The organism is Flavobacterium dankookense (assembly GCF_004362665.1).
In the GTDB taxonomy this organism is placed as follows: domain Bacteria; phylum Bacteroidota; class Bacteroidia; order Flavobacteriales; family Flavobacteriaceae; genus Flavobacterium; species Flavobacterium dankookense.
In genome coordinates this window covers 20,650-46,486 of record NZ_SNXR01000017.1, presented here as the reverse complement: position 1 = coordinate 46,486, position 25,837 = coordinate 20,650, and the positions used below count along the sequence as shown (strand labels likewise).

The following is a 25,837-nucleotide window of genomic DNA, read 5'->3' as shown; positions in this document are numbered from 1 at the left end:
ATAAAATAATAGTAGTAAATAATATTTTTTACCCCGGTATTATTTCTACCTCAGCATTAGCATTAAACAAAAATAATTGTCCCGTTTTTACTTCAAGGCATTCATAGCGTTTTACTCGAAGTCCTTTTTTTTGAAAAACCCTTCCATTTTTTATTCGAAATAAACTACCACTCGGCACTTCATGCACAAAATGAACATCGGGTTTTCGTTCGTCAAATTGCTTTAGAGCGAATGCCAATCGAGCATCAGTGTCGCTACTTGCCGCAGGATTTCTAAAATGATTGGCAACCAAAGGCAACACTGAATGCGGAAAAATCTCAGGTCGAATAAACGGAACCATCAGTCGTTGAAAAGTCATTTTCCACTCCACGCCGTGAGGTTTAATAAATCGTCCATATTTTTCAAAAGCGACCAAATGAGCAATTTCATGAACCAACGTAATCAAAAAGCGGTATTTATTTAAATTGGCATTTACCGTAATTTCGTGTTTCCCCGAAAATCCTTTTCTATAATCGCCATGACGCGTTTGTCGTTCGTTGACAATTTTCAAATGCACATTATTGGTTTTGATTAATTCAAAACAACTAGCAACAGCATGTTCCGGTAAATATTTTGATAAAACTTCGCTCAAATCTTACTGATTTATTATCTTAAATCTTACAAATATAGTGTGTTTATTAAAAACCATCGTCTGACATTCTACTTCCATCGTCTGAAGGCTTACTTCTACCGTCTGACAATCTACTTCCATCGTCCGACTTCCAACTTCCATTGCCTGAATGTTCACTTCCATCGTTTGATTGCTTACTTCCACAGTCAGACTTTCTACTTCTATCGTCTTACTATCTACTTTCATCGTCAGATTTTGTTTTCCTATCCTAACGACACTATATTTTTAAGGTGTTGAACTTGAAACTTGTATAATCTTTCCGTTATGATATTTATTTCCTGTCAAAGCAAAGTTAAAAATATAATCGGCCATTTCTGTTGCCGAAATTGGTGCTTCATAGCCAGGAAAAGCTTCTTGCAGCATTTCAGTATTCACAGCGCCAAGTGCTAAAACATTAAACGCAATGCCTTGTTCTTTATATTCTTCAGCTAATAATTCCGATAGTGTAATTACTGCGCCTTTGCTCGAACTATAGGCTGCCAATCCCGGAAATTTCATGCTGCCTTGAATTCCTCCCATGGAACTAATCGTTACTACATGACTTCCTTTTTGAAGATATGGCAATGCAATTCTGGTCAAATTGGCAACACCAAAAACATTTACTTTATACACATTCTCAAAATCAGATTGCGATAATTCAGCAAAAGGTTTACTAATTAAACTTCCTGCATTGTGAATGATTATATCTACTTTCTTCCAAGAGCTCGAAAGTAATTTTTCAACTTCAACCAACTCGTTTTCATTACCTAAATCAACAGCAATACAAGTAATATTTTGATTATCGATTAATGTTTGAGGTGTTTTTCTCGAAATAGCAAGAACTTGATGTCCTGCATTGGCAAATTGTAAAGCCAGTTCATATCCTATTCCGCGTGAAGTTCCTGTTATGATGATGTTTTTACTCAAAATTTTAAATTGTTTTTTTGTGTTCGTGAATCTACGATTTCAAAATCTTTTTTTTGTAAAAATAAGAAATGAAAACTACTTATAATACTTTTTATAAAACTTAAATCCTTGTACTAATCCCAAAATTATAAACACTAAAGGAATGATTACTTTCATTAAATATTTTGCCAAAAAATCGTTTTGGTGGGTAACGTAATCTAAAGATAAAATCAAAACTAACATTCCGGAAAATGTCCCGATAACAGTTCCAAAAACGTAAAAATATTTTCTGCTTTTAGAAATTTCGATATAATTTCCATTCAATAAATACAAATTCCAACTCGTCCAAAACGGAACTTGAATAAAATTTAAACAACTCAAAATCAACCCAACTACAAACGGAGAATAGTTTACATATCGTTCTAAAACAGATGGATTTATCGTTTCTGAAGAAGCGCTTGAATAAAAAATATAAGCCAAAACAAACATAAAAACGACTGAAAATCCTTCGATAAATTTTAGCAGTTTTTGATTTGCAATTAACTGATTTGCAAATAACAAAGTAAAATAAATTACAAAAAACTCAATCGATATTACTCCCAACAAATAGAATACTGTTTCATTTAAACCAAATTTTTTAAAAACATCATATCCAACAACATTCAAATAGCCCAATGGAATTGAACCAATAAAACTGACTAAAAATCCAATGAATATGTTTTTTATTTTTATCACACTTTTTTAAACTAACTTGTCATTTCGACGAAGGAGAAATCACATCAAAAAAAATCAAATTATGAGATTCCTCCTTCGTCGGAATGACATAAAAATGCGTTGCAAATTAAAAATCAACTATTTTTTTACACTGTTCTAAATGCAAACGATATTGTTTCATTCCTTCTTTATGAGTAAGATACGGAAAACCACGTTGGTGATTTTGAACACTAATTTTGTACATATATGAAATGTGTCTGGATAGTTCTTTCCATGCAAAAAAAATGGAGTGCTTTGGATCATAAATGTGGGTTGGTTCGCTTGCTGCGCCGTTCACTTCTACGAGCAGAAAGTTTTTACCTTCTTCAAGTTCTTCCCAAGAATTGTACATTAAATCCATGCGGCCAAAATAGAATTCATTCATTTGTAAACACATTTCATCAATAACTTTGGTTAATTTTTCAGAAATCAAATGGCTGTAATCTAAAAATTTAGCACCGCGAGCATGATTGCCATAAGGAACTAAATTGCGTTTTTCACCATTTGGTAAAATTTCGTTTAGTTGATTACCATATTCCTTTTTTAATGCGTTTAATTGCAGTTCATATCTAGGATTTTTTAGAATTAAATCTAAAGTGGTTGCATTTCCATCGCCTTCAACGATTAAAAATTCTTTGGCAACAATTCCTGTAATTTTTCCGCTCAATTCATTTGGAAAACGAACATAGAAAATACCAACTTCATTTGGAAAAGGAATTAATTCTTGGAGTAAATAATCAAAATTTGCTTTAATGTGGTAGTTTTTTAGGTCTTCAATATTCTCAATTTTTTTTACTGCCGAACCACGTAAACCAATATCCGGTTTAGTTATAAAAGGAAAATTGATTGCGGCTTTTTTTAGTATATTTTCGACTTCCTCAAAAGGTAAATTTTCTTTAATGTAATCTGTTTTGGGATAGAATTTCTGCGGAATTAAACCATAAATTTCTTTCTTACTATCCATGATAAATCCTCCGTTTGACATGGTTGGATTACTGGCATTGAAGAAGAAAATCGTTCGTGCTTTTATCGCATAAAACGCCCAAAGAAAATAAATCGGAATGTAAACAATTTGAAAAGGCCAATATTCCCAATGGAACAATTTGTGGAAAAACAACTTCATTAAATAATGATAAAAGCATGGTTAAACGAATCATTTTTCATCAAATCATAATGCGTCATTTGAACTTTGTTCTTTTCAACTACTGCTTGCGTTATGCTAAGTGTTTTGAGCGCATCATTCCGATTGATAACTAAACCATGTTCTGTATTTTCTTCTTCGGTATAGCGATGAAAATTAAATAGTTCCGCTTCGTTTACTTCTGGTTTCGTGTCCAGGAAAGTATTGAACCAATTGGCTCTTTTTTCTCTAATTGCTGCCGAATACAACGTTGATGATGACCAAATATGATTTTTAGTGACATCTAATGCTAGAGTAGTTTTTTCGATTTCATTCCAGCGCAATTGGTATAACTTTTGGTCTTCAAAAAGCACTAATGTAAAGGGTTCAACATTATCTAAATCAATAGTTTGCCACATTTTTAAAGGCGAAGTTTCACCTATCAATTCGAGAACAATCAAACCTCTACTTCGGTTGTATTTTTCTTTGAGAATATGTTTTTCTTCGGCACCGTTGAGTAATACTAAAACATTGGAATTTTCATCTACAGCAAACCAAGTTCCGCCGGCTTTTGGATCTTTTGGAAAAAAAACATTCTTAGTATTAATTTGATAATTTTTGGGCTCAATGGCTGATGGTCTGAGTACCTTTTCATCACGATTGGACGTAATGATAGTTTTGCCATTAGAAGAAACAAAACTTACTGTGCACATTGTTTTCTGTATTCGATTGTAGAACGTGCAACGCCAAAATTTTCATCAATTTTAATTGTTTCTGATTGAATAACAGCCACTTTTATCAAGGCTTGATGATGAATACAATGCTCTAAATTATACAACAATTCGCGATTATAGTTGGTATCGATTAATAATTCTTCACCATCGACAATTTGTTGCAATTGAAGCGACTTGTTTGGTTTTTCAATTTGATTTAGAATTTGCAAAATACATTTTTGAGCAAAATCCGTATTGGTTTGAATAAGATGATCTCTTTTTCGAATATCGTAATTCACTATTCCATTTTCATATTGACTTTCAAGACATTGAAACATTTCAATACTATGTCTTGTATGTTCTCCAATGGTTGCATTGCTTAATTGATGACAAGGACAAGAATAATCAGTATCTGAAATTTGCGACAATAAATCTAAAAGTTCGTTTAATGTTTTGGTTATAGAGGCAATCAACATATGGAAATAAATTGTTTAGTGGTGTTATTTACGATTTAAAGACTGCACTAGTTTTTGGGTTATACTTTTAAAAAGTATATCCTGTAAAATTTTGATGTTAAAAAAAAAGACATTAATAAATTACGTAAACTAACACAAATATAAACGAAATAAAACAGTTTGTAGAAAAAATGATTTCAAAACCACAATCGTGAATGATTTTCATAAAATTATTTTACATTTAAAATAAAATTCGATAATTCAATCCTAAAACAAAGCTTCTAGTCAATCCATCTGGACGAACATCTCTAACTACAAAAGGTGTTGCCACTGAAAGTTCAATACTGTTTTTTGAGTTGATGTTGTAAATGCCAATCAAATTTCCGTTGATGGTTAATCCGTCCGAACCTTGGATTGATTCTCTATTGCCCAACAGATTTTCAAAAGTATCTTCACCCAAATGATAAATAAATAAAACATTTGGCTTGAATAAAAACTTGTTATTGGCAGTTTTTAAAGTATAAATCGTTCTAAAAAGCGCATCCGATTTTCTTTCAAAATAATTAGTAGAAGGAAAATCATTAGAAGCGGAAAACTCATCATAATAAGCATTTTTGTTGTTATTAATGACTGGGATTTGGAATGCTAGATTAAAATCCCACGCTTTGTAATTCAAATTTGTTCCGAGAAACAAATCAAATGTTCCCAAACTTGCTTGATAATCCATTGGCAAGGAAACGAAAGCATCTTTTGCATCTGCATTGGTTAATGGTATTTTCCAACCTGCTAAAACGCTCCATTGTTTATTGTTGTTTTCCTTGAACTTATAATTTCCAATTAAATACACATCGCCCAATTGACTATTAGAACCTAAATCGCCATCAGCAGTATTATAAGTTACTCTTGTGCTCAGGGAAAATTTATCAGTAAATTTTCTTGCATAGGTTACACTTTGAGTAAATATAGATACATCGCCATCGCCTTGACCAAGTGTTGCATTAATTTCAAAGCTATTTTTAAACGTTTTTGTTTCCTCTTGAAAAGCTTTTCCAATAGAACAAATTCCTGCATCGCTGCAACCTTGCGCAAAACTTAAATTACTAGTAATAACTAATAAAAGAACAATACAAAAATTTTTCATAGTTTTATTTTTTAAAGTGATTTGACAACCGAAAGTAATAAATCATTTGTAATTCGTTGTTTGTAATCTGGAGAAATATATTCAAATATAATTGTCCCTGATTGATTTAAAATGAATAAACTAGGTACAGGAATATACAATTCGGTGTTTAGATTTTCGGAACTTTTTTTCAAATATTTACCATAATTTTCTGGAGCTTGAAAAGCAATTCCAAACGCTTTAGCAAATTCTCCGTCGCTATCTGATAATAAAGTATAATTAAGCTTTTCTTTTGTTTGTGTTTCCATCAAACTTTTCGGCGAGTCTGGACTAATGGCAACAATTTGATAACCTTGGGCAATTAATTGCAATTCTGTTTCGGCCAAAGCACTCAAATGGGTATTGCAATATGGACACCAACCACCGCGATAAAAAACTAAAATCGTTTTTTTAGAACTGATTAAATCAGAAAAATTAACTGATTTTCCATTAGTGTCTTTCAAACTTAAATTTGGTACATTCTCACCAATTAGCAAAGGCGAAATGTCGCTGGCTGAGGAAGGCAGATTCGATTGTGCAATTAATGAGTTGGAAACAAAAAATAAAAACAAGAATACTCTTTTCATAATAATTGAATTAGATTAGTATTCAAATTTACTTCAATGCACTAAAAAGAATTGTCGGGTAGTTTACAAACGGAGTAAGTTATTATAATTTGCTGATGTCTTCAATAGTAATTTCTTTTCTGTTATAGTAAATAAGGTTTTTTTCTTCCAATTCATTTAACAATAAAGTGGCCGTTTGTCTGGAAGTACAAATAATTTGAGCGATATCGGTTTGGGTTAAATAATTACTAATCGTATATTTTTTTCCTTCCTGTATTCCTTCGCGTTCTGCCCAATCTTTTATAAATGAAATCAATCTGGTTCTTGCGTCTTTGGAAACCAAATTGGAATAATTATTCTTAAAACGTTTCATTTTCAGTCCAACAAACTTAGTATACGACAACGCTAGTGATGGATTTCGAACCAATAAATCTTCAAAATCAGATAATAAAAAACTACAAATAGAAACTTCATCGGTTAAAACCTTAGCATATTCATTGACGTCGCCATCATTTTCTAATGACAATTCACCAAATAAATCGCCTTTTTGAATAATTTCTTTGATGGTTTCGTTGCCTTCTTCATCCACAGAAACTATTTTGATGTTTCCTTTTTTTAGCAAATAAATTCGTGGCAAATCTGACGATGAAAAATAAATGACTTCACCTTTTTTCGCTGTTTTAAAACCTGAAATTATACACAACTGTTTGATTTGAGACATGTTTAACGTCAAAAATAATTTGTGATCCCGTAAATACCAATATTTTAATTCGTCGTACATAAAGATAAATCTTTAGTAAAAGTATAAAAAAATAAAACCCTTTCCATTAAAATAGAAAGGGTTTCGATTTATGAGTAATTTATTTTTTATAAAGTCAATCCTCTTGAAATTACAATTCGTTGAATTTCAGAAGTTCCTTCATAGATTTGAGTGATTTTAGAATCACGCATCATACGTTCTACATGGTATTCGGCAACGTAGCCATTTCCTCCGTGAATTTGAACTGCTTCATTCGCTACTTCCAAGGCAATTTCTGAAGCATATAATTTTGCCATTGCTCCAGAGTGTGCAATATCTTTACCTTCGTCTTTTTCGACAGCAGCTTTCATTACCAATAATTTGGCAGCTGTAACTTTTACATACATATCGGCTAATTTGAATGCTATGGCTTGGTGATTGAAAATTTCTTTTCCGAATGCTTTTCTTTCTTTCGAATATTTCAAAGCAATTTCATATGCGCCAGTGGCAATTCCTAATGCTTGTGAGGCTATTCCAATTCTACCGCCATTTAAAACGTTCATTGCAAATGAAAATCCAAAACCATCTTCACCTATTCTATTTTCTTTAGGAACTTTAACGTCAGTAAACATCAATGAATGCGTGTCGCTTCCGCGAATTCCCATTTTCTTTTCTTTTGGACCAATATCAAAACCTTCCCAACCTCTTTCTACTATAAATGCGTTGATACCTTTATGTCCTTTTTCTACATCCGTTTGGGCAATAACTAAATAAGTCGAAGCCGTTGAACCATTAGTAATCCAGTTTTTCGTTCCGTTTAACAAATAGTAATCGCCTTTGTCGATAGCGGTTGTTTTTTGCGAAGTAGCATCGCTTCCTGCTTCTGGTTCTGACAAACAAAAAGCACCAATAACTTCACCTTTGGCAAGCGGAACTAAATATTTCATTTTTTGTTCTTCCGAACAGTATTTTTCCATTCCTGCACAAACCAAAGAGTTGTTTACCGACATAATAACGGCAGCTGAAGCATCAACTTTTGCAATTTCAGTCATTGCTAAAACATAAGAAACGCTATCTAAACCTGAACCACCATATTTTGGATCGACCATCATACCCATGAAACCTAATTCTCCCATCATTTTCACTTGTTCGGTTGGAAACTTTGAGTGTTCGTCTCTTTCGATTACACCTGGTAATAATTCAGCTGCAGCAAAATCTTTGGCAGCTTGTTGAATCATTAAATGTTCTTCGGTTAAATTAAAATCCATAGTATGTATTGATTATGATAGTTGTTTCTTTATTTTTGATGGGCAAAAATAGAATATTAAAGTTAAAATTTCAAACGATTTCGTAAATTTAGAACATGTTTAAAGAAAGCTACAACGTATTGGGAATTATGTCGGGAACATCGCTTGATGGTATTGACTTGGCGCATATTAATTTTACTATAAAAAACAACCGTTGGAGTTATACTTTGCATGAAACCCAAACTATTCCTTATGATAATAATTGGTTAAACAAACTAAAAACTGCCGTTGATTTTTCCAAAACTGACTTAGAAATACTCAATGAAGATTATACGCTTTTGCTGGGAAATACGATCAAATCGTTTATTAAAAAAAACAAAATAACCAATCTTGATGCCGTATGCAGTCATGGTCACACCATTTTGCATCAACCCCAAAATGGTTATACGTTGCAAATTGGTAATCTTCCCGAGATTGCTGAAATAATTGGCGTAACAGTTGTCTGCGATTTTAGAGTTCAGGATGTAAAACTTGGTGGACAAGGCGCGCCGTTAGTTCCAATTGGTGATAGGATTTTATTTTCTGAATATGATTATTGTCTAAATTTAGGCGGATTTTCCAATATTTCATTTGAACAAAATGGAAAACGAATTGCCTTTGACATTTCGCCTGTCAATACCGTTTTAAATTTTTATGCGAATAAATTAGGTTTGGCATATGATGATAAAGGCACTATTGCCCGAAGCGGCGAATCTGACCTCAACCTGATGGAAGAATTGGATACGTTGTCCTATTACCAAAAACCATTTCCAAAGTCATTAGGATTTGAATTTGTGAAAACTGTTGTACTACCTTTGATGGAAAGCTATGACATAAGTATTGAAGATAAAATGCATACGTTTGTCAAGCATATTGCCAAACAAACGGCATTTGCTTTACCTGAAAGAAATGAAAAAATGTTGATTACTGGCGGCGGAGCTTACAACACTTTTCTACTGGAATCCATGCAAAATTATTTACCCGAAATGAGCCTTGTCGTTCCAGATGCCAAAACGTTAGAATACAAAGAAGCTTTGATTTTTGCTTTGCTCGGCATTTTAAAACTTCGAAAAGAAATTAATGTTTTAAGCAGCGTTACGGGTGCGAAGAAAGATCATAGTAGTGGAAAAATTTATACAATCTAAAGAATATGATAGGCTAAAACTTTCTGCACATCATACACATTAACCGAACGATTAAACTGTTTTACAACACTTGGATTTAGTTCGCTAGAAACCCAAATTTTCAATTCTGCATCAAGTTCAAATGTTCCTGCTGTTTCGATGCTAAATCTCGTTATGCTTTTGTAAGCTATTGACTTATATTCTACTTTCGAACCTGTAATACCTTGTTTTTCAATTAAAATTAATCGTTTTGAGGTAAAGATGAACGTATCTCTAATCAGTTTAAAACCTAATTCTACTGTTTCGCCATCAATTAAAAGTTGTCCATATTGTTTGATTAAATCTTCTTGATTCACTGAACCTGCATTGCCTAATAAGGCTGAAAAAATTCCCATAGTTTCTTTTTTATATTTTCAGTACTGTTTTGTACAGTACAGGCTAATATACAAAAAAACCCAATTAAGTTCTAATTGGGTTTTTATGATATTAATTTTAATTTATTTAGGCTAACATTGTCACTGGATTTTCCAAATACTGTCTAAGTGTTTGTAAAAATTGAGCTCCTGTTGCGCCATCAACTGTTCTGTGATCACAAGCTAAGGTTAATACCATTGTATTTCCAACTACAATCTGACCATTTTTAACTACTGGTTTCTCTTCAATTGCTCCAACAGATAAAATTGCAGAGTTTGGTTGATTAATGATAGAAGTAAACGACTGAATTCCGAACATTCCTAAGTTAGATACAGTAAAAGTACTTCCTTCCATTTCGGCTGGTTGTAATTTTTTACTTTTCGCTTTTCCGGCTAAATCTTTTACATTTCCACCTATTTGAGACAAGCTCATTTGATCTGTAAAACGCAATACTGGAACTACTAATCCATCTTCAACAGCTACGGCTACACCAACATTCACATGATGATTAATAGTTATAGCATCTTCTTTCCACTGTGAATTTACTTTTGGATGTTTTTTCAACGCCATTGCACACGCTTTGATTACCATATCGTTGAAGGAAACTTTAGTATCTGGAACCGAATTGATAACTGCTCTTGATTTCATAGCTTCGTCCATAGTAACTTCTATCGTTAAATAAAAATGTGGTGCTGTGAAAATTGATTCTGATAAACGTTTCGCAATGGTCTTACGCATTTGCGAATTTTTGATTTCTTCAGAAAAAGTTTCTCCAGCTGGAACGAATGGTTTTACCACTGTAGTTGGCACCTCGACTGCGCTAGGCGTAACAACTGTTTGGGATTGACTTGAAGCAGCAGCTGATGTTGTGAAATTCTCCACATCACTTTTTGTAATACGCCCGTTTTCACCAGAACCCTTTACTTGAGAAAGATTAATACCTTTATCTTTTGCTATTTGTTTAGCTAACGGTGAAGCGAAAATTCTTCCCCCATTTTCAGTTGGAGCTACTTCTGTTGAAGTTGCTACAACGTTTGATGAAGTAGTTGCTTCGACAGTTGTTGCTGGTGCAACTGATGCTCCACCTTTTTTAAAGTTTTCAGCAACTCCTGTAATATCAGTTCCATCAGGACCAATAATAGCCAAAACGCTATCCACTGGTGCAGATTGTCCTTCGTTAATTCCGATAAACAAAAGTGTTCCAGCATTAAACGATTCAAATTCCATTGTAGCTTTATCAGTTTCGATTTCTGCTAAAATATCGCCTTCTGAAACTTTGTCTCCTACTTTTTTCAACCAAGTAGCTACAGTTCCTTCCGTCATGGTGTCGCTTAAACGTGGCATTGTAACTACTACAACTCCTTTTGGCAAAGCTGTTGATTGACTGTTGTCGATTGTCGGTTGTTCTTCAGCTGGGGCTTCTGCTTTTACTTCAGTAGTTGTAAGTGTTGAATTACCGCCAGAGATTAAACCTGAAATGTCTTCACCTTCTTTTCCTATAATGGCAAGAAGCGAATCTACTGCAGCCGTTTCACCTTCGTTAATTCCTATATATAATAAAGTACCAGAATTGAATGATTCAAATTCCATGGTTGCTTTATCGGTTTCAATTTCTGCTAAAATATCTCCTTCAGAAACTTTATCACCTACTTTTTTCAACCAAGTAGCTACAGTTCCTTCCGTCATGGTGTCGCTTAAACGCGGCATTGTTATTTTTGTTGCCATAATTATAGTCTATGAGGAATGAAAGGATAATTTTCTTGTTCATACACTACATCATATAATTGTTGTGCTTCTGGGAAAGGAGATTCTTCGGCAAATGTGGCACATTCTTCTACTAGATCTTTTACTCTTTCGTCAATCACTTCAATTTCTGCATCGGTAGCATACTTTTTCTCTTTGATAATATCTAATACTTGAGTAATTGGATCAATTTTTCTATACTCATCAACTTCTTCTTTTGAACGGTACAATTGCGCATCTGACATAGAATGACCTCTATAACGATACGTTTTCATTTCTAAAAATGTTGGTCCTTCGCCACGACGAGCTCTTTCCATGGCTTCGTGCATAGCTTCGGCAACTTTTACTGGATTCATTCCATCAACTGGTCCGCAAGGCATTTCATAACCTAAACCAAGTTTCCAGATATCAGTATGGTTAGCTGTTCTTTCCACAGAAGTTCCCATGGCGTAACCATTATTTTCACAAATGAATACTACTGGAAGTTTCCACAACATAGCCATGTTGAACGCTTCGTGAAGTGAACCTTGACGTGCTGCACCATCACCAAAATAGGTTAAAGTTACACCGCCAGTTTCGAAATATTTATCGGCAAAAGCCATTCCTGCACCAACTGGAATTTGAGCTCCAACAATTCCATGACCTCCATAAAATCCGTGTTCTTTTGAGAAAATATGCATCGATCCACCCATTCCTTTGGATGTTCCTGTTACTTTTCCTAAAAGTTCTGCCATTACTTTTTTTGGATCAACACCCATTCCGATTGGTTGAACGTGATTACGATAGGCTGTAATCATTTTGTCTTTCCCACCCAAGTTCATAACATGTAAAGCACCTGCTAAAACAGCTTCTTGTCCATTATATAAGTGAAGAAATCCTCTAACTTTTTGTTGAATATAGAGTGCGGCAAGTTTGTCTTCAAACTTTCTCCAAAATAGCATATCTTCATACCATTTTAAATAAACTTCTCTTGTTACTTCTTTCATTTGTTACTTTTTGCTAAAGCGTTATTAAGTTCTAAATTAAATTCAACGCAAAATAGTTCACTCACTCACAAATTTGCGAAAGGCAAAAGTAAAACATTCCTAGTAAGAAGTAAAATTTAAAAGCGTAATTTTTTCTTTCTATAGGAAGTTTTTATCGAATGTTAGTGGTAATAAATTTTTAATAGAATCTGATTTGTAAACTTCTCCCGTTTCACCCATAAAATAAATTTCTATTGGATAACTTTGTTTGAACTCATATTCCGAAATTGACTGACGACAAGCGCCACATGGTGGAATTGGTGTTGTGGTTTGGTTGGTGTCAGAAGCAGCAGAAATTGCCATTTTTACAATTTTAGCATCAGGATACATTGCTCCTGCTTGAAAAATCGCCACGCGTTCTGCACAAAGTCCAGATGGATAAGCGGCGTTCTCTTGATTGGAACCTAAAACAATTTGTCCATTATCTAAAAGCAAACAAGCACCAACACGAAATTTAGAGTAAGGAGCATAGGCTTTTTTACGAATTTCAACGGCTTTTTCCATCAAAGGCTGTATGTCTTGAGGAAGTTCCTCCTGCGATTGATAAACTGTAAACGAAGTATTGATATTAATTTCTTTCATTCTTTATAGGGGAAAAAAAATCCAAATCTCTATGAATTGAAATTTGGATAATTATTAAATTGTTTTCTATTTATTAATATTCTTCGAATTTATCACCAAAGTTAAACGTTAGTGAGAAACGAAGTGTATTTTCTAATGGATTTTTTACTTTTGAAGCAGAGAACAAATAAGATACATCTACTTTAACTACGTTGTATTTGAAACCAGCACCAAGAGAGAAAAACTGTCTTGCTCCTTTTTCTGGGCTTTCATGAAAATAGCCTAAACGCATTGCAAACGAGTCTTGATACAAGTATTCAGCTCCAACCGAATAAGTGAATTCTTTTAATTCTTCACTGAACCCATCTGGCGCATCACCAAACGATTTAAAGATACCAGAAACCCAATTCACTTTATTATAAGCCACATTATTCTCATCTCTTAAATTAAACTCTTCTTGACCTGAAATTACACCATCACCATTAATATCCGCGCTTTGAGGCGTTGGAACTAAAAGTTTTGTTAATTCAATACCTAATGAAACTTTATTATAATCATCAAAAATAAAATCAAAACCACCACCAACTCTCATATTAGCAGGCAAAAAGTTGGCACTACTTTCATCTGATTGACCTGCATCATAATTGATTTTTGGTCCTAAATTTTGAAAATTAAAACCAGCTCTCCATCTACCGTTAAAATCGCCATATGCATCTTCTTCTGATTGATAATAACCTGCAATATCTACAGCAAATGTACTTGCTGGTTTTGCATCAGCACTTCCCGCAGTTGCGATACGCAATTGAGAACGAATGTATCGACCAGCAACAGACATGGCAAATCTTTCACTAAGTTTTAGGGAATAGGAAGCGTCAAGAGCTAATTCATTTGGCTTAACTATATTAGCAGCATCTTCAGCATTATCTCTTAATTCGATTTCTCCTAAACTGAAATAACGTAAGCTAGCTCCAAAGGCACTTCTTCCATCGGCGCCAAATCTATTATAATAAGTTACTTGTCCAAGTGAAATATCATTTACAAGCTCTGTTAAATAAGGCGTGTAACTTACTGTAAACCCTTGTTTATCCAAAGAGAAAGCATATTTTGCAGGATTCCACATTTGTGAATACGCATCAGGTGCAGTTGCAACACCTTGATCAGCCATACCTGCAGCTCTAGCATCGGCAGCTATAAGTAGGAATGGAACTCCAGTAGTGATAACTCTACTTGACTCAGTAACTTGGGCTTGAATAGTTGTTATTGTGGTTAAAAAAAGTAATAATAATGCAATTTTTTTCATCTTCATTTTTAATAAAAGTTAACAAATATAGTATTTTCCTAAAGGATTACAAGTTTTTCTATTTTTTCTGCTTTTTTATTCGTTAAAGTGGATTTCACAGTTAGTTTGTAGACATAAACACCTTTTCCAATTCGATCGCCAAAATCATCTTTTCCATCCCAAATTATATCTCTGGAAAGAAAACCTTCATTAACGACGGTTTGGTTTTTTGTCCAAACAATTTTACCTGTAATAGTCATTACTTGAACTTGGACTTCCAGTGGTTCAAAAGGTCGATTGTGAGAGAACCAAAACTCAGTGTAACTTACAAATGGATTTGGATAATTTAAAACATTTTTTAAGGTAACACTTTCATCTCCAACTACAATAAATTGAATTTCGGCAGTGATTGGATTGTTATAAACATCCCAAGCTTTGAAAGTTATAGTGTGTAATCCTGGCGCTAAATTTCTATAAGGAAAATACACTCTTCCTTTGGTGTAATCATCTAATTCAGTTTCATAGTAATCATTCATTATGAAAGGATTACTCTCGTCTCCATCTAAAATTCCTACAATATCATGTCCGATTCCGCTTGCCGTATTTATACCATTTTCATCTTCAAGTATTGCTAAAAGGAATGGTGATTCATTTGTAATTCCTCCATTGACAAATGTTTCATCGTTCATATATAATTTTACGGTTGGACCAATATTATCTACTGCTGCATTAGTGTTTATTCCGCCAATTTTTATATCGGTATTATAACCCGTTTTATCAAGCAATGTTTGATTTCTTTTGGCATAAAAACTAATTCTTCCATTATCAACAGGAATTCGAATATCGCGAGGAACAATAAACCCAAATTCAAATTTTCCATTATTTATAGAAGCATTTCCTCTAAAAATAGTTTCACCTAAAGCTGTAAATGGCATCGTTGGTCCTGTTTGTCCCGAAGCGCTTATCATAGCGTTGACATTATCATTTCGTAGTGTTGAAAGAGTAAGGTTTTTATCAAAAATATTGACCGCTAATTCACCATTGTAAGTCGACAAAAGTGCGTTATTCTCATCAACAATTTCTCCAGAAAGTTTCACAAAAGCCAACGATTTTAAATCATCAATAGCTCCTGTTATTGGTACATCATTCACTTTTGTTAAAATAACTTTTGGCTTTGGAATGGCTAGCATTAAAGCTGGATCGCCAATGTAGAAAACAATATTGGTTGCCGAATTTGGTCCCGAATTTTTAGCACGTCGTAAAGCTTCAGCTATCGATGGATAATCATTATTATTTGGTGTTGTGTAGGCAAACAAATACTCTGCCATGTCATCGTTAAAATATTGTGCTGTGGTTTGACCGATAGACCTAACAGTTGTAATCATTGAGATTGCACCACCTTTTGGATTCCAATAGGTATATTCTCCACCTGTTGGACGTGAAGGATTGTCGAACCTAGAATAATCACAAGTTATCGTTATAAACAAAGGATATTTATATTGATTATTTAGATTTTGTCCATCTGATTTTTCCCAAATTCGTTCTTCAGAAAGGCCATCCTCTCCACCATGACCAAGATAATTAAACACTAATGCTCCTTTTTCAAACGCAGCAAAAATTTCTTCCCTAGCTTTTGGATATCGTTTTCCTCCAGCAGCTGATTCTTGTTGAAAGGCGTCAATAAGTATTTTTTTTGTATTTATAAATGGTTTTTCCAAAGCGATTCTATCTGTTAAACGATTTTGGTAAAATTGCAACTGTTTATCGCCATCTTTTTCGATACTTGGATCATCAGCTATACATACATAATTATTTCGCCAACTTCCATAGGATTTAATATCATGATATTCGATTACTTTATTGACCATTTCATCAGCTTGCTTGGCGTCGCTAGCAAGCATTCTTCCAACAGCAATATCTAGACCTAATATTTGAAAATCCCATTGACCACCGGGTGTTATATAGTCAATTCTACCTTCGTTTGGATCCATTAATCCGTAAAAATCATCAGTTGAAAAAGAAAACTCCGATTCGGAATAACTATTTAGCGAATGATAAATTGGAACCAAATTTGTGTTATTCGAAATTCTATTTTTAAAATCATACGAACCATCTCCAAAAAGGTTTACATATTTCACTCTTTTGCTAGCAGTTGATGCATTGTAATAAACATATTTAACAAAATTTCTAATGGCTCCAATGTCTTGTTTACCAGATGAAAATTCTTGATAGATGTTTTCGAGGTTGACAACTTTTACATTTAGTTGCGAATAATTTCTGTGAAAAACAGCTAATTTTTCAGCTTGAGCGCTCAATATTTTAGGTGTAATAATTAAATAATCAACATCTTGAAATTGTCCTTGTGCATTTTTAAAAACAGTTCCTTTTAAGTTTTGATTATCAACTTTTGATTTAGTTTCTTTTAAAGGTGTATAGAAGTCAGTATTATCAATGGCTATATATTTTCTAGCAATTCCGAGGTTTGATTTGAAGGTGAATAAACTTTGCGAAGCATTTTCAATTTTTGACACATTATAAATATCGGTGATATCCCAAACTTGACTGATAGCATTGGCACTTGAGATTTGATATTCGCCTATCCCAATATAAGTTGCAGCGGCATCATTTTGAAATCTGAACTGACTTCCTGTTCCGGTTAAATTACGTTTTGCTCTTATTCGTATGTAGTCTAACAATCCTTTTGAACTTGGAACGCCATTATTATCATACTTAATTTTAACTGTAATTTCATCAGAAGAAAGTGCAACACTGTTTCTAATTGTATAATCATACGCTTCAATACTACTGCTTGAGTTTAGTGCAGGAAATGTATAGCTGCCAACATTTTGACTATTGGCTTCAGCAGAAAAAGTTGTTGTTGTTGCAGATGCAGCTACTAAATGAATATCAAATCGAACTGGAACTGAAGTCACTAAATTTGGGAAGTTAAACTTAAATTCTTGTTCATTTTCATTTGAGAATTGTTCACCAAACCATACTCTTCCTAATTTTGCAACATTTTCTTCATCAACTTCGTGAAATTGATAATCGTCAAATGTTGTAATTGTACTTGTTGCAGCTGCAGTTGGCTGATTATAGTCTGCAATTCTTTTACCATTATCGCCTTTTACAGTAACATAATAATAGGCTTTATCGGCATATAAATTTAGGTTAGTTTGATTTTCAGCATTCCAATTATCCATACCTTCAGCATAAAAAAGGATATAATCTTGACTGTCAAACACACCATCGTTTTCACCAACAAATTGAATGGCATTTTCAGCTAAGTCATTGGGATATTCTATAGAATTCAAAAGTGGAACCATTCTTCCACCATTGCCATAAATTTTTATTTTTCTAGGATCAACATTAACGTTCATCCCTAAACTTTGTAAAAAATTCTTAGAAACCTTATAAACTCCAGAAGTTTTTACATAAAATCGATACCAATCACCACTACTTAAGACCGAGTCCTCAATTAAATTTACATTATTGACTGTTTCAACTGTACGAGCGGCGTTTTGGTTTAATCGGTATTCAAATGAAATAAGTTTTTTAAATGCTCCATTCTCCTTAATAATGGGAGTAACTGAAATCTGAGCATAAAATTTATCTCTTGCTGTATAGCTAACAAGACTGTACTTCAAAGTTTGAGGAATTTCCTTTGTAGATAAATCGCCTAATTCACTTTCGTTAATAGTTTCAAAAACTGGATTTAAGATTTCCAATGCAGTAGTACCAAACAAATAATTGGTTTCAATAGTAAGATTGAATGATACCTTTTTATTGATAACATCAAACTGAAAATGCTCAGAATTGAACTGAGGAATAGCATAACTTGCTTTGCCATAAGCGAATTGCGTTTTTTCAATCCAAGTTAATCGAACCGTTTTTTGTTCTTGACCATACGTCAAGAAAACGCACAAGAATATAAATAATAAAGAGTATAACTTTTTCATAACAATTATAAAAACGTATTTTTTTCTATTTTAGTATAAGAAGAAATATTTTTTTTAGGTTTATATAATAAATAATATATTTTTGCGTTATCTATATAAAGTCCTGCGAAAGGGCTAATTTAGTATTATTTTAAAAAAGTTGTTGCTAATTAAAGGTTAATTCTTAAATTGCGCCATTAAATGGTTACCTACTAAACTATGAAAATAAATAAAACGATGAATACTAGACTGTTACTATTATTAGTATTGGCATTCAGTTTTGCTAGTTGTAGCAAAAAATCTGATTCAAAAGGTGGCTCAAAAGCTACTGGATGGAAAATCAACGATAAAAAAGGTGGTTTTCAATATGCCTCAAAATTTAAAAAACAAGCTACTGGTCCAGGACTTGTTTTAGTTGAAGGTGGAACTTTTACTATGGGAAAAGTACAAGACGATGTTATGCATGATTGGAATAACACTCCAAATCAGCAACACGTTCAGTCGTTCTACATGGATGAAACTGAGGTTACCAATATGATGTATATGGAATACCTTGATTGGTTAAAGAGAGTTTATCCACCAGACCAAGAAAACTATAAAAACATTTACGAAGGTGCTTCACCAGATACATTGGTATGGAGAAATCGTTTAGGTTATAATGAAACAATGACCGAAAACTATTTAAGACATCCAGCTTATGGTGAATATCCTGTAGTTGGTGTAAACTGGATTCAAGCTACTGAGTTTTCTAGATGGAGAACGGACAGAGTAAACGAAAAGGTATTAGAAGAACAAAGATATTTGAAAAAAGATGCTAAAGTTGCCAGTGAAGCTGGAAAAACTTTTAGTACTCAAACATATCTTGCAGTGCCTAATCAAGCTGTTGGAGGCGATTCTGAAATTGTTCTTCAAAGAGGACAAGGTAGAGGAGCTAAAAAAGCACCTGCTAAATCGGGTACTGATGGCGCAGCAAATGCACAACCAACTGGTGGAAACGATCCTAAAAATGTATATGCAACAAGAAGTTCAGGTTTAATTTTACCTGACTACAGACTACCAACTGAAGCGGAATGGGAATATGCTGCTGCTGCTGATGTAGGTCAAAGAGAATATAACATCTACAAAGGACAAAAGAAATATCCATGGTCTGGAAGCTACACTCGTTCAGGAAAAAGACAAGTAAAAGGCGATCAATTAGCTAACTTCAAACAAGGAAAAGGAGATTACGGCGGAATTGCTGGATGGTCTGATGACGGTGCAGATATTACAAATAAAGTTAAATCATATCCTTCAAATGATTTTGGATTGTATGACATGGCTGGTAACGTTGCAGAATGGGTTGCTGACGTTTACAGACCTATAGTTGACGACGAAGCAAATGACTTCAACTACTATAGAGGTAACGTTTACATGAAAAACAAAATTGGTGAAGATGGTAAAGTTGAATTAGTAACTGCTGAGAACCAAAAATTTGATACTTTATCCAATGGTAAAATTATTGCTAGAAACTTCCCAGGAGAAATAGCTCAAGTTCCAGTTGATGATAATGAAACTTATTTAAGACAAAACTTTGACAAATCAGATAACAGAAATTACAGAGATGGTGATAAACAATCTACTAGATATTTCAAATTTGGTTCTTCTGAAGAAGGAGATGAAAAAGGAAAATTGAATGATAATCAAAGAATGTATGACTCTCCTAAACATAATGTTTCTGTTGACAGTTTAGGAACTATGGTTAGAAAATATGACAAATCTAACAAAAGAACAACTTTGGTTAATGACGATGTTAGAGTTTATAAAGGTGGTTCTTGGAGAGATAGAGCTTATTGGTTAGATCCTGCACAAAGAAGGTATTTCCCTCAAGACATTGCAACTGACTACATTGGATTTAGATGTGCTATGTCAAGAGTTGGTCCAAAAGCGGATAAGAAAAAATCAGCAAGAAATAAGAAAAAATAAATTATTCAAATAAATAATAAAAGCCCTAATTTTAGGGCTTTTATTATTTATATTCATTTCGTTATGACAATACAAGATTTGCATAAGTTGTTTCTAGAATGCATTACAATTTCTATTGACACAAGAAAAATTGAACAAAACTCAATGTTTGTTGCCCTTAAAGGCGAAAATTTTGATGCCAATACTTTTGCGAAAGAAGCAATAGAAAAAGGCGCTAAATATGTAATCGTTGACAATCCAACCTATGCAACAAACGAAAAAACAATTCTAGTTGAAAATAGTTTAATTGCACTGCAACAGTTAGCAACATATCACAGGGAATTTTTAAAAATTCCTATTCTAGCCTTAACAGGAAGTAATGGAAAAACCACGACCAAAGAATTAATTCACGTTGTCTTAGCTAAAAAATTCAAGACCAAAGCCACTAAAGGAAACCTAAACAATCATATCGGCGTTCCATTAACCTTATTGTCATTTGATGATAAAACTGAAATAGGAATAGTAGAAATGGGAGCCAATCATCAAAAAGAAATAGAATTTCTTTGCAGCATTGCAAAACCAGACTATGGTTATATTACCAATTTCGGCAAAGCACATCTTGAAGGTTTTGGTGGTGTTGAAGGTGTTATAAAAGGAAAAAGTGAAATGTACACTTACCTCCAATTAAATACAAAAACCGCATTTGTAAACCTCGATGATAAAATTCAGGAAGAAAAAACTTCAAACATAAAAAGAATTACTTTTAGTCAAAATAATAAAGCGACCAACTTATTTATTGAAAAAATAACAGCCAATCCTTTCGTAGAGATAAAAACACTTGACACGACTATTAATTCTCATCTAATTGGCTTATACAATTCAAACAACATAAATGCAGCAATTCTGATTGGAAAATATTTTAATGTTCCAACAATTGAAATTAAATCAGCCATCGAGAGTTACATTCCCGAGAATAATCGCTCACAACTTTTGATTAAGGGAACAAATGAAATTATTCTCGATGCCTATAATGCCAATCCAAGCAGCATGAAAGTAGCGTTGGATAATTTTATACAACTAGATAAAAAAAACAAGCTAATAATTATTGGTGATATGTATGAATTGGGAGAGGAAAGTATATCGGAACACAAAGCAATAGTTGATTTTCTATCTACAAACACAGACTTTGAATGTCACTTCTTAGGAAAAGACTTTTATACCAATGCTATTTCAAAAGATAATTTTCGTTTTTACGAATCATTCGATGCTTTTTCAAAACAATTTGATTTTTTAAATTGTAAAGAAAAAACTATCCTAATCAAAGGTTCACGCGGAATGGCACTCGAACGTACATTAGATTATTTATAAAATAAAACTCCTTAAGAAATTAAGGAGTTTTTAGCTTTTAATAGGATATATTTACTCACTCTCCAACACATATTTATCAATCATATATTGCGTAATTTCTTTTAATTCATCACCATTCTCAGGGTTTCGTCCATCTTGATTGAAATAGGTTACTTCACCATCTTTTTTCCCATACCAAACAACCGCTTTCCCATTTTTAAAAAAAGTAGTGGTATCACAAACTTCTATTTTTCGCAGTTCAAATTCCTTTTCATCAAATGGTTTCACAATTTCAGAAACCAATCCCAACGTCTCATCTTGACAATCTATCCTTTCATAATGAACACCTCTCCAAACCATGCATTCCTTTTTAGGGATAACAATTTCTTTAATTCCAAAACCAGCTAAAAAAGTTACCGCTAATCCCAAAACACCCACTGCAACTTTCTTTTTAAAAGTTGATTTTTTTCCAATAACCGTTTTATCAATTATAGTATCAAAACCATTTCTTTCCTCAGTAAAAACAAAACTTTTTTCTTCCTCTACAAAACCTTTTTTCGAAAACTCACTATAAGGTCTTGGTTCAAAACCACAGAGAATTGCTGCCATTTCTACCCTTACTCTATTTTCTGTATCCGTTTCATTTTTCAAAAAAGAAATAATAGGTCTAAACCTATCAATATTACAATGGTCTATTGATTTTTTTAGCAACTCTCCTTCTTTGGTTTCAAAAAACAATCTAAAAACCTCATCATCTTTTCTACTCAATTCTTTTTCACAAAGAGCTACACATAACGTTCTAATTTGAGCAGGTGAAGGCGAGTCTAGCAAACCCGAAAATCTGTCAGACTTACTCCTTTCATAATGATTTTGTAATAACTTCTTATAATCTTTAAAAGTAGTTTTACTCATACAAAAAAGTGATTTATTAGAATTTTCGGAAACATCGGAATTATCAGAATTCTTTATAAACAGCCCAACAAAAACCCTTTTCCTTTGCCTCAGAATTAGTTCTTGTTCTACATCGCGATAGAACAAATGTACAAAACTAGTCCTAAAAAAGTGATGCTATACAGAACCCAATTCTTATTCAGGGAAGTATAAAAAAAAGGTTCTGTTCTAGCTCACTTCACTTCCCTAAAAAATCGAGTACTCTGAAAAAGACACTGGCTTTGGTCTTTGTCTTGGCTTCGGACAGAATCCGAACAGCCAAAACTATGTTCCATTTTTAAATTTCAAAATCATGAAAAAAATAATTTTATTTTCATTCATAATGATAGCTTCTGTGCTATCTACGTCCTGCACTGCAGACGCTATTGAGGACAACATTCCCAATCAAGCAGTAAATGCTGATGGTGATACTGGAGGTCAAAACGGTATAATCAAACCGCCACCTCCGCCACCTCCAACTCCATAATTTTTTTTAGCAAATTGTTGCTACTAATTAAATTTTAAATAACTTCGGGAAATGATACTTAAGCGGTTTCTTTTCCCGATTTTAATTTTAGCACTAATCAGTGCTTGTAAAAATGATTTATCTTTTTCTACAACAGATAATGATTATAGTAAGTGTATTGCAAATGCCGCAAAGTACCTCAAAGAGCAAAAACATGACAGTTCCTATTACTATGCTGAAAAAGCAAAAAATCTAGCAACCTCATCAGAGCAAAAAATATATGCTTTACTTCAAATAGCCGAATTGCAGAATATTATTTGTGATTTCTCGGGAGTAGAAGAAACAGCAACTCAAGCATATCATTTAGCACCATCAAACAATTATTTACTAGCCATAAATAATTTCTTGGGTATTGCCTATCAAGAACAAGGAGATTACAAACAGGCGCTCAAATATTATTACAAATGCTTAAACGATACCCTTAACATAGTCCATAAAAGCATTATTAAAAACAATATTTCTGTAATCTACCTTGAAACAAAAGAATACAACAAAGCAATTCTAACATTAAAACCGTTATTAAACAGTTCCGAATTAAAAAAAGACAAATTGAACTATGCAAAAATTATAGATAATTATGGTTTTGCCCTTTTTAATATAAATGATCAAAATGCAGAATACTACCTTAATAAATCTTTAAAATTAAGAGAAGAACAAAAAGATAATACTGAAATCATTGCTTCCTATATTCACCTATCACAATTTTATAAAACAGAGAATCCTGATGTAGCATTTCGTTTTGCACAAAAAGCACTTCAAGCTGCCCAAAAAGTAAATAGTCCCGATGATAAAATAGAAGCCCTAAAATTCATGATAGCTTCCAGCAACGAAAAAAAAATAAAACCATTGGCGCTAAAACAAATTGCACTTTCTGACAGTATTAATAAAATCAGACAATCTGCAAAAAATCAATTTGCAAAAATTAAATATGACACTAGTCTTCTTGAAAAACAAAAACTAAAATCAGAAAAACAATTATACATTACATTGATTTTCTTAGTCCTAGTAATTCTGTCCGCTACACTTTTATTTTATGGAATCCGATTTAGAAATCAAAAAAAGATCGAAGAAACTGCCTATAAAACCGAAGCCCGAATAGCCAAAAAACTCCACGACGAACTAGCCAATGATGTACACAATGCCATAGCGTTTGCCGAAACCCAAAATTTAGAAGATCCAAGTAATAAAGAAGTCTTATTAGAAAACCTAGATACAATTTATACCCGAACCCGTAACATTTCCAATGAAAATAAAGACATCGACACAGGAGAAAAATACCTCGAAAATCTAAAAGCAATTATAGCAACCTACAATTCTACCAGTCGAAATATTATTGTAAATACGGAATTATTCAACGCACCAAAAACATCAAAAGAAATAAAAATTACTATCTACAGAGTAATTCAAGAATTATTGGTCAACATGAAAAAACATAGCCAATGTTCAATTGCAAGCATAAGCATTAAATCAAACAACAAAACAGTAGAAATAAACTATTCCGACAACGGAATTGGAGTAGCCAATCTGTTAAATTTAAAAAATGGACTTCAAAATGCGGAAAACCGTATTCATTCTCTAAAAGGAACAATTACTTTTGATACCGAACCAAACAAAGGTTTCAAAGCAAAGATTACAATCCCAAAATAAAGAGTATGTATAAAAAAGTTCTAATAGCCGAAGATTTTGACAGCATTAACATCGCCGTAAAACAAACCCTTGAAAACTTGGGAGTTCAAGAAATACAGTATGCAAAATACTGCGACGATGCCATCCTAAAACTGAAGAAAGCACTCCAAGATGACCAACCATTCGATTTGCTGATTAGCGATTTATCCTTTGTAGAAGACTATCGCGAAGTAACTATAGCGTCAGGAGAAGAACTCATTCAAGCCATCAAAGAAATTCAGCCCGAAATAAAGGTGATAGTCTATTCCGTAGAAGACAAGCCCTATATCATCAAAACACTTTTTGACGAAGCGCAAATCAATGGCTACGTAAAAAAAGGACGAAACAGCATCAGCCAACTCAAAACCGCCATCGAAACACTACTCTATGGCAAAACCTTCATTTCTCCCGAGCTAGCCCATGCATTACAAGACAAAACAGGAAAAGAAATAGACAGTTATGACATTACCCTGCTTTCCCATCTTGCAAACGGTGTTGCCATAGAGGAAATGGAAACCCTTTTCAAACACTTAAACATCACGCCAAACAGCAAATCCACCATCGAAAAAAGAGTAGCCAAATTAAAAGACTACTTCAAAGCCAACAACAATATCCATCTAATCGCCATTACCAAAGATTTAGGTATTATATAGTCACGTATTTCGTCACTTCTAGTGATTTTGCCAACTGAAAATGCCAATTTTTAGTTGGTAAAATTGTATCGAGAAGCAATCTCTACAGTATCCTCTCAGTCTATTCTCTATTCGCTATTCTCTATTTTCTATTCTCTTTTTTCTATTCTCTTTTTTCTAAAACCTACAACCTATTCACTCATCACCCGTCACTTCGAGTGATTTTGCCAACTGAAAATGCCAATTTTTAGTTGGTAAAATTGTATCGAGAAGCGATCTCAACAGTATCCTCTCAATCTATTCTCTTTTTTCTATTCTCTTTTTTCTATTCTCTTTTTTCTAAAACCTACAACCTATTCACACATC

General features: G+C 33.3%; 24 protein-coding genes. 6 read left to right on the top strand and 18 right to left on the bottom strand.

What is annotated here, in order from left to right:
• Positions 1-28 precede the first annotated feature (28 nt).
• From BC748_RS12435 to BC748_RS12385, 11 genes are all read right to left on the bottom strand, one after another.
• Positions 29-631: a SprT-like domain-containing protein gene (locus BC748_RS12435; protein ID WP_133533826.1), complete on the bottom strand. Its 603-nt coding sequence runs from the start codon at positions 629-631 to the stop codon at positions 29-31.
• 3 nt (positions 632-634) lie between these two features.
• On the bottom strand, positions 635-856 hold the full coding sequence (locus BC748_RS12430; protein ID WP_133533825.1) for a hypothetical protein: 222 nt from the start codon (positions 854-856) through the stop codon (positions 635-637).
• Between the two features lie 39 nt (positions 857-895).
• On the bottom strand, positions 896-1,579 hold the full coding sequence (locus BC748_RS12425) for an SDR family NAD(P)-dependent oxidoreductase (protein ID WP_133533824.1): 684 nt from the start codon (positions 1,577-1,579) through the stop codon (positions 896-898).
• Between the two features lie 72 nt (positions 1,580-1,651).
• Entirely contained in the window at positions 1,652-2,290 is a 639-nt protein-coding gene (locus BC748_RS12420) for a hypothetical protein (protein WP_133533823.1), read from the bottom strand.
• Positions 2,291-2,396: 106 nt separating this feature from the next.
• Positions 2,397-3,431 carry an ATP-grasp domain-containing protein gene (locus BC748_RS12415; RefSeq protein ID WP_133533822.1) on the bottom strand — a complete coding sequence of 345 codons (1,035 nt, stop codon included), beginning with the start codon at positions 3,429-3,431 and terminating at the stop codon, positions 2,397-2,399.
• Positions 3,431-4,141 (bottom strand): NRDE family protein, encoded by a 711-nt coding sequence (locus BC748_RS12410; RefSeq protein ID WP_133533821.1) that lies wholly within the window; start codon positions 4,139-4,141, stop codon positions 3,431-3,433. The genes BC748_RS12415 and BC748_RS12410 overlap by 1 nt, the downstream gene beginning before the upstream one ends.
• Entirely contained in the window at positions 4,129-4,617 is a 489-nt protein-coding gene (locus BC748_RS12405; protein WP_133533820.1) for a DinB family protein, read from the bottom strand. Before BC748_RS12405 ends, BC748_RS12410 begins: the two co-directional genes overlap by 13 nt.
• A gap of 220 nt (positions 4,618-4,837) precedes the next feature.
• Positions 4,838-5,737: a hypothetical protein gene (locus BC748_RS12400; protein WP_133533819.1), complete on the bottom strand. Its 900-nt coding sequence runs from the start codon at positions 5,735-5,737 to the stop codon at positions 4,838-4,840.
• An 11-nt stretch (positions 5,738-5,748) separates the two neighbouring features.
• Positions 5,749-6,342 carry a peroxiredoxin family protein gene (locus BC748_RS12395; RefSeq protein ID WP_162846467.1) on the bottom strand — a complete coding sequence of 198 codons (594 nt, stop codon included), beginning with the start codon at positions 6,340-6,342 and terminating at the stop codon, positions 5,749-5,751.
• A gap of 82 nt (positions 6,343-6,424) precedes the next feature.
• Entirely contained in the window at positions 6,425-7,042 is a 618-nt protein-coding gene (locus tag BC748_RS12390) for a Crp/Fnr family transcriptional regulator (protein ID WP_246014041.1), read from the bottom strand.
• A 146-nt stretch (positions 7,043-7,188) separates the two neighbouring features.
• Positions 7,189-8,328 carry an acyl-CoA dehydrogenase family protein gene (locus tag BC748_RS12385; RefSeq protein WP_133533816.1) on the bottom strand — a complete coding sequence of 380 codons (1,140 nt, stop codon included), beginning with the start codon at positions 8,326-8,328 and terminating at the stop codon, positions 7,189-7,191.
• A gap of 95 nt (positions 8,329-8,423) precedes the next feature.
• Between BC748_RS12385 and BC748_RS12380 the strand changes: the two genes are divergently transcribed.
• Positions 8,424-9,491, top strand: coding sequence for an anhydro-N-acetylmuramic acid kinase (locus BC748_RS12380; protein WP_133533815.1), 1,068 nt, complete (start codon positions 8,424-8,426; stop codon positions 9,489-9,491).
• Here BC748_RS12380 and BC748_RS12375 read toward each other — a convergent pair.
• The 6 genes from BC748_RS12375 to porU form a co-directional block, all read right to left on the bottom strand.
• On the bottom strand, positions 9,488-9,865 hold the full coding sequence (locus BC748_RS12375; protein ID WP_133533814.1) for a PH domain-containing protein: 378 nt from the start codon (positions 9,863-9,865) through the stop codon (positions 9,488-9,490). The two genes, BC748_RS12380 and BC748_RS12375, sit on opposite strands and share 4 nt — an antisense overlap.
• A 106-nt stretch (positions 9,866-9,971) precedes the next feature.
• On the bottom strand, positions 9,972-11,609 hold the full coding sequence (locus tag BC748_RS12370; RefSeq protein WP_133533813.1) for a pyruvate dehydrogenase complex dihydrolipoamide acetyltransferase: 1,638 nt from the start codon (positions 11,607-11,609) through the stop codon (positions 9,972-9,974).
• Between the two features lie 2 nt (positions 11,610-11,611).
• Positions 11,612-12,613, bottom strand: coding sequence for a pyruvate dehydrogenase (acetyl-transferring) E1 component subunit alpha (gene pdhA, locus BC748_RS12365; protein WP_133533812.1), 1,002 nt, complete (start codon positions 12,611-12,613; stop codon positions 11,612-11,614).
• Between the two features lie 138 nt (positions 12,614-12,751).
• Positions 12,752-13,234 carry a cytidine deaminase gene (gene cdd / locus BC748_RS12360; protein WP_133533811.1) on the bottom strand — a complete coding sequence of 161 codons (483 nt, stop codon included), beginning with the start codon at positions 13,232-13,234 and terminating at the stop codon, positions 12,752-12,754.
• A 73-nt stretch (positions 13,235-13,307) separates the two neighbouring features.
• Positions 13,308-14,513, bottom strand: coding sequence for a type IX secretion system outer membrane channel protein PorV (gene porV / locus BC748_RS12355; protein ID WP_133533810.1), 1,206 nt, complete (start codon positions 14,511-14,513; stop codon positions 13,308-13,310).
• Between the two features lie 38 nt (positions 14,514-14,551).
• Complete coding sequence (porU, locus tag BC748_RS12350) at positions 14,552-18,451, bottom strand: type IX secretion system sortase PorU (protein ID WP_133533809.1); 3,900 nt, start codon at positions 18,449-18,451, stop codon at positions 14,552-14,554.
• 198 nt (positions 18,452-18,649) lie between these two features.
• Between porU and gldJ the strand changes: the two genes are divergently transcribed.
• Positions 18,650-20,392: a gliding motility lipoprotein GldJ gene (gldJ, locus tag BC748_RS12345; protein ID WP_133533808.1), complete on the top strand. Its 1,743-nt coding sequence runs from the start codon at positions 18,650-18,652 to the stop codon at positions 20,390-20,392.
• A gap of 63 nt (positions 20,393-20,455) precedes the next feature.
• Positions 20,456-21,739 carry a UDP-N-acetylmuramoyl-tripeptide--D-alanyl-D-alanine ligase gene (locus BC748_RS12340; RefSeq protein ID WP_133533807.1) on the top strand — a complete coding sequence of 428 codons (1,284 nt, stop codon included), beginning with the start codon at positions 20,456-20,458 and terminating at the stop codon, positions 21,737-21,739.
• Between the two features lie 51 nt (positions 21,740-21,790).
• Here BC748_RS12340 and BC748_RS12335 read toward each other — a convergent pair whose 3' ends face one another.
• Entirely contained in the window at positions 21,791-22,630 is an 840-nt protein-coding gene (locus tag BC748_RS12335) for an SAM domain-containing protein (RefSeq protein WP_133533806.1), read from the bottom strand.
• A gap of 331 nt (positions 22,631-22,961) precedes the next feature.
• Between BC748_RS12335 and BC748_RS14225 the strand changes: the two genes are divergently transcribed.
• The 3 genes from BC748_RS14225 to BC748_RS12325 are packed head-to-tail and all read left to right on the top strand — an operon-like array spanning position 22,962 to position 25,492.
• Positions 22,962-23,135 (top strand): hypothetical protein, encoded by a 174-nt coding sequence (locus BC748_RS14225; protein ID WP_162846466.1) that lies wholly within the window; start codon positions 22,962-22,964, stop codon positions 23,133-23,135.
• A gap of 51 nt (positions 23,136-23,186) precedes the next feature.
• A complete protein-coding gene (locus tag BC748_RS12330) occupies positions 23,187-24,821 on the top strand; it encodes a tetratricopeptide repeat-containing sensor histidine kinase (protein ID WP_133533805.1) in 1,635 nt (544 codons plus the stop codon).
• A gap of 5 nt (positions 24,822-24,826) precedes the next feature.
• Positions 24,827-25,492, top strand: coding sequence for a response regulator (locus BC748_RS12325; protein ID WP_133533804.1), 666 nt, complete (start codon positions 24,827-24,829; stop codon positions 25,490-25,492).
• Positions 25,493-25,837: the final 345 nt, after the last annotated feature.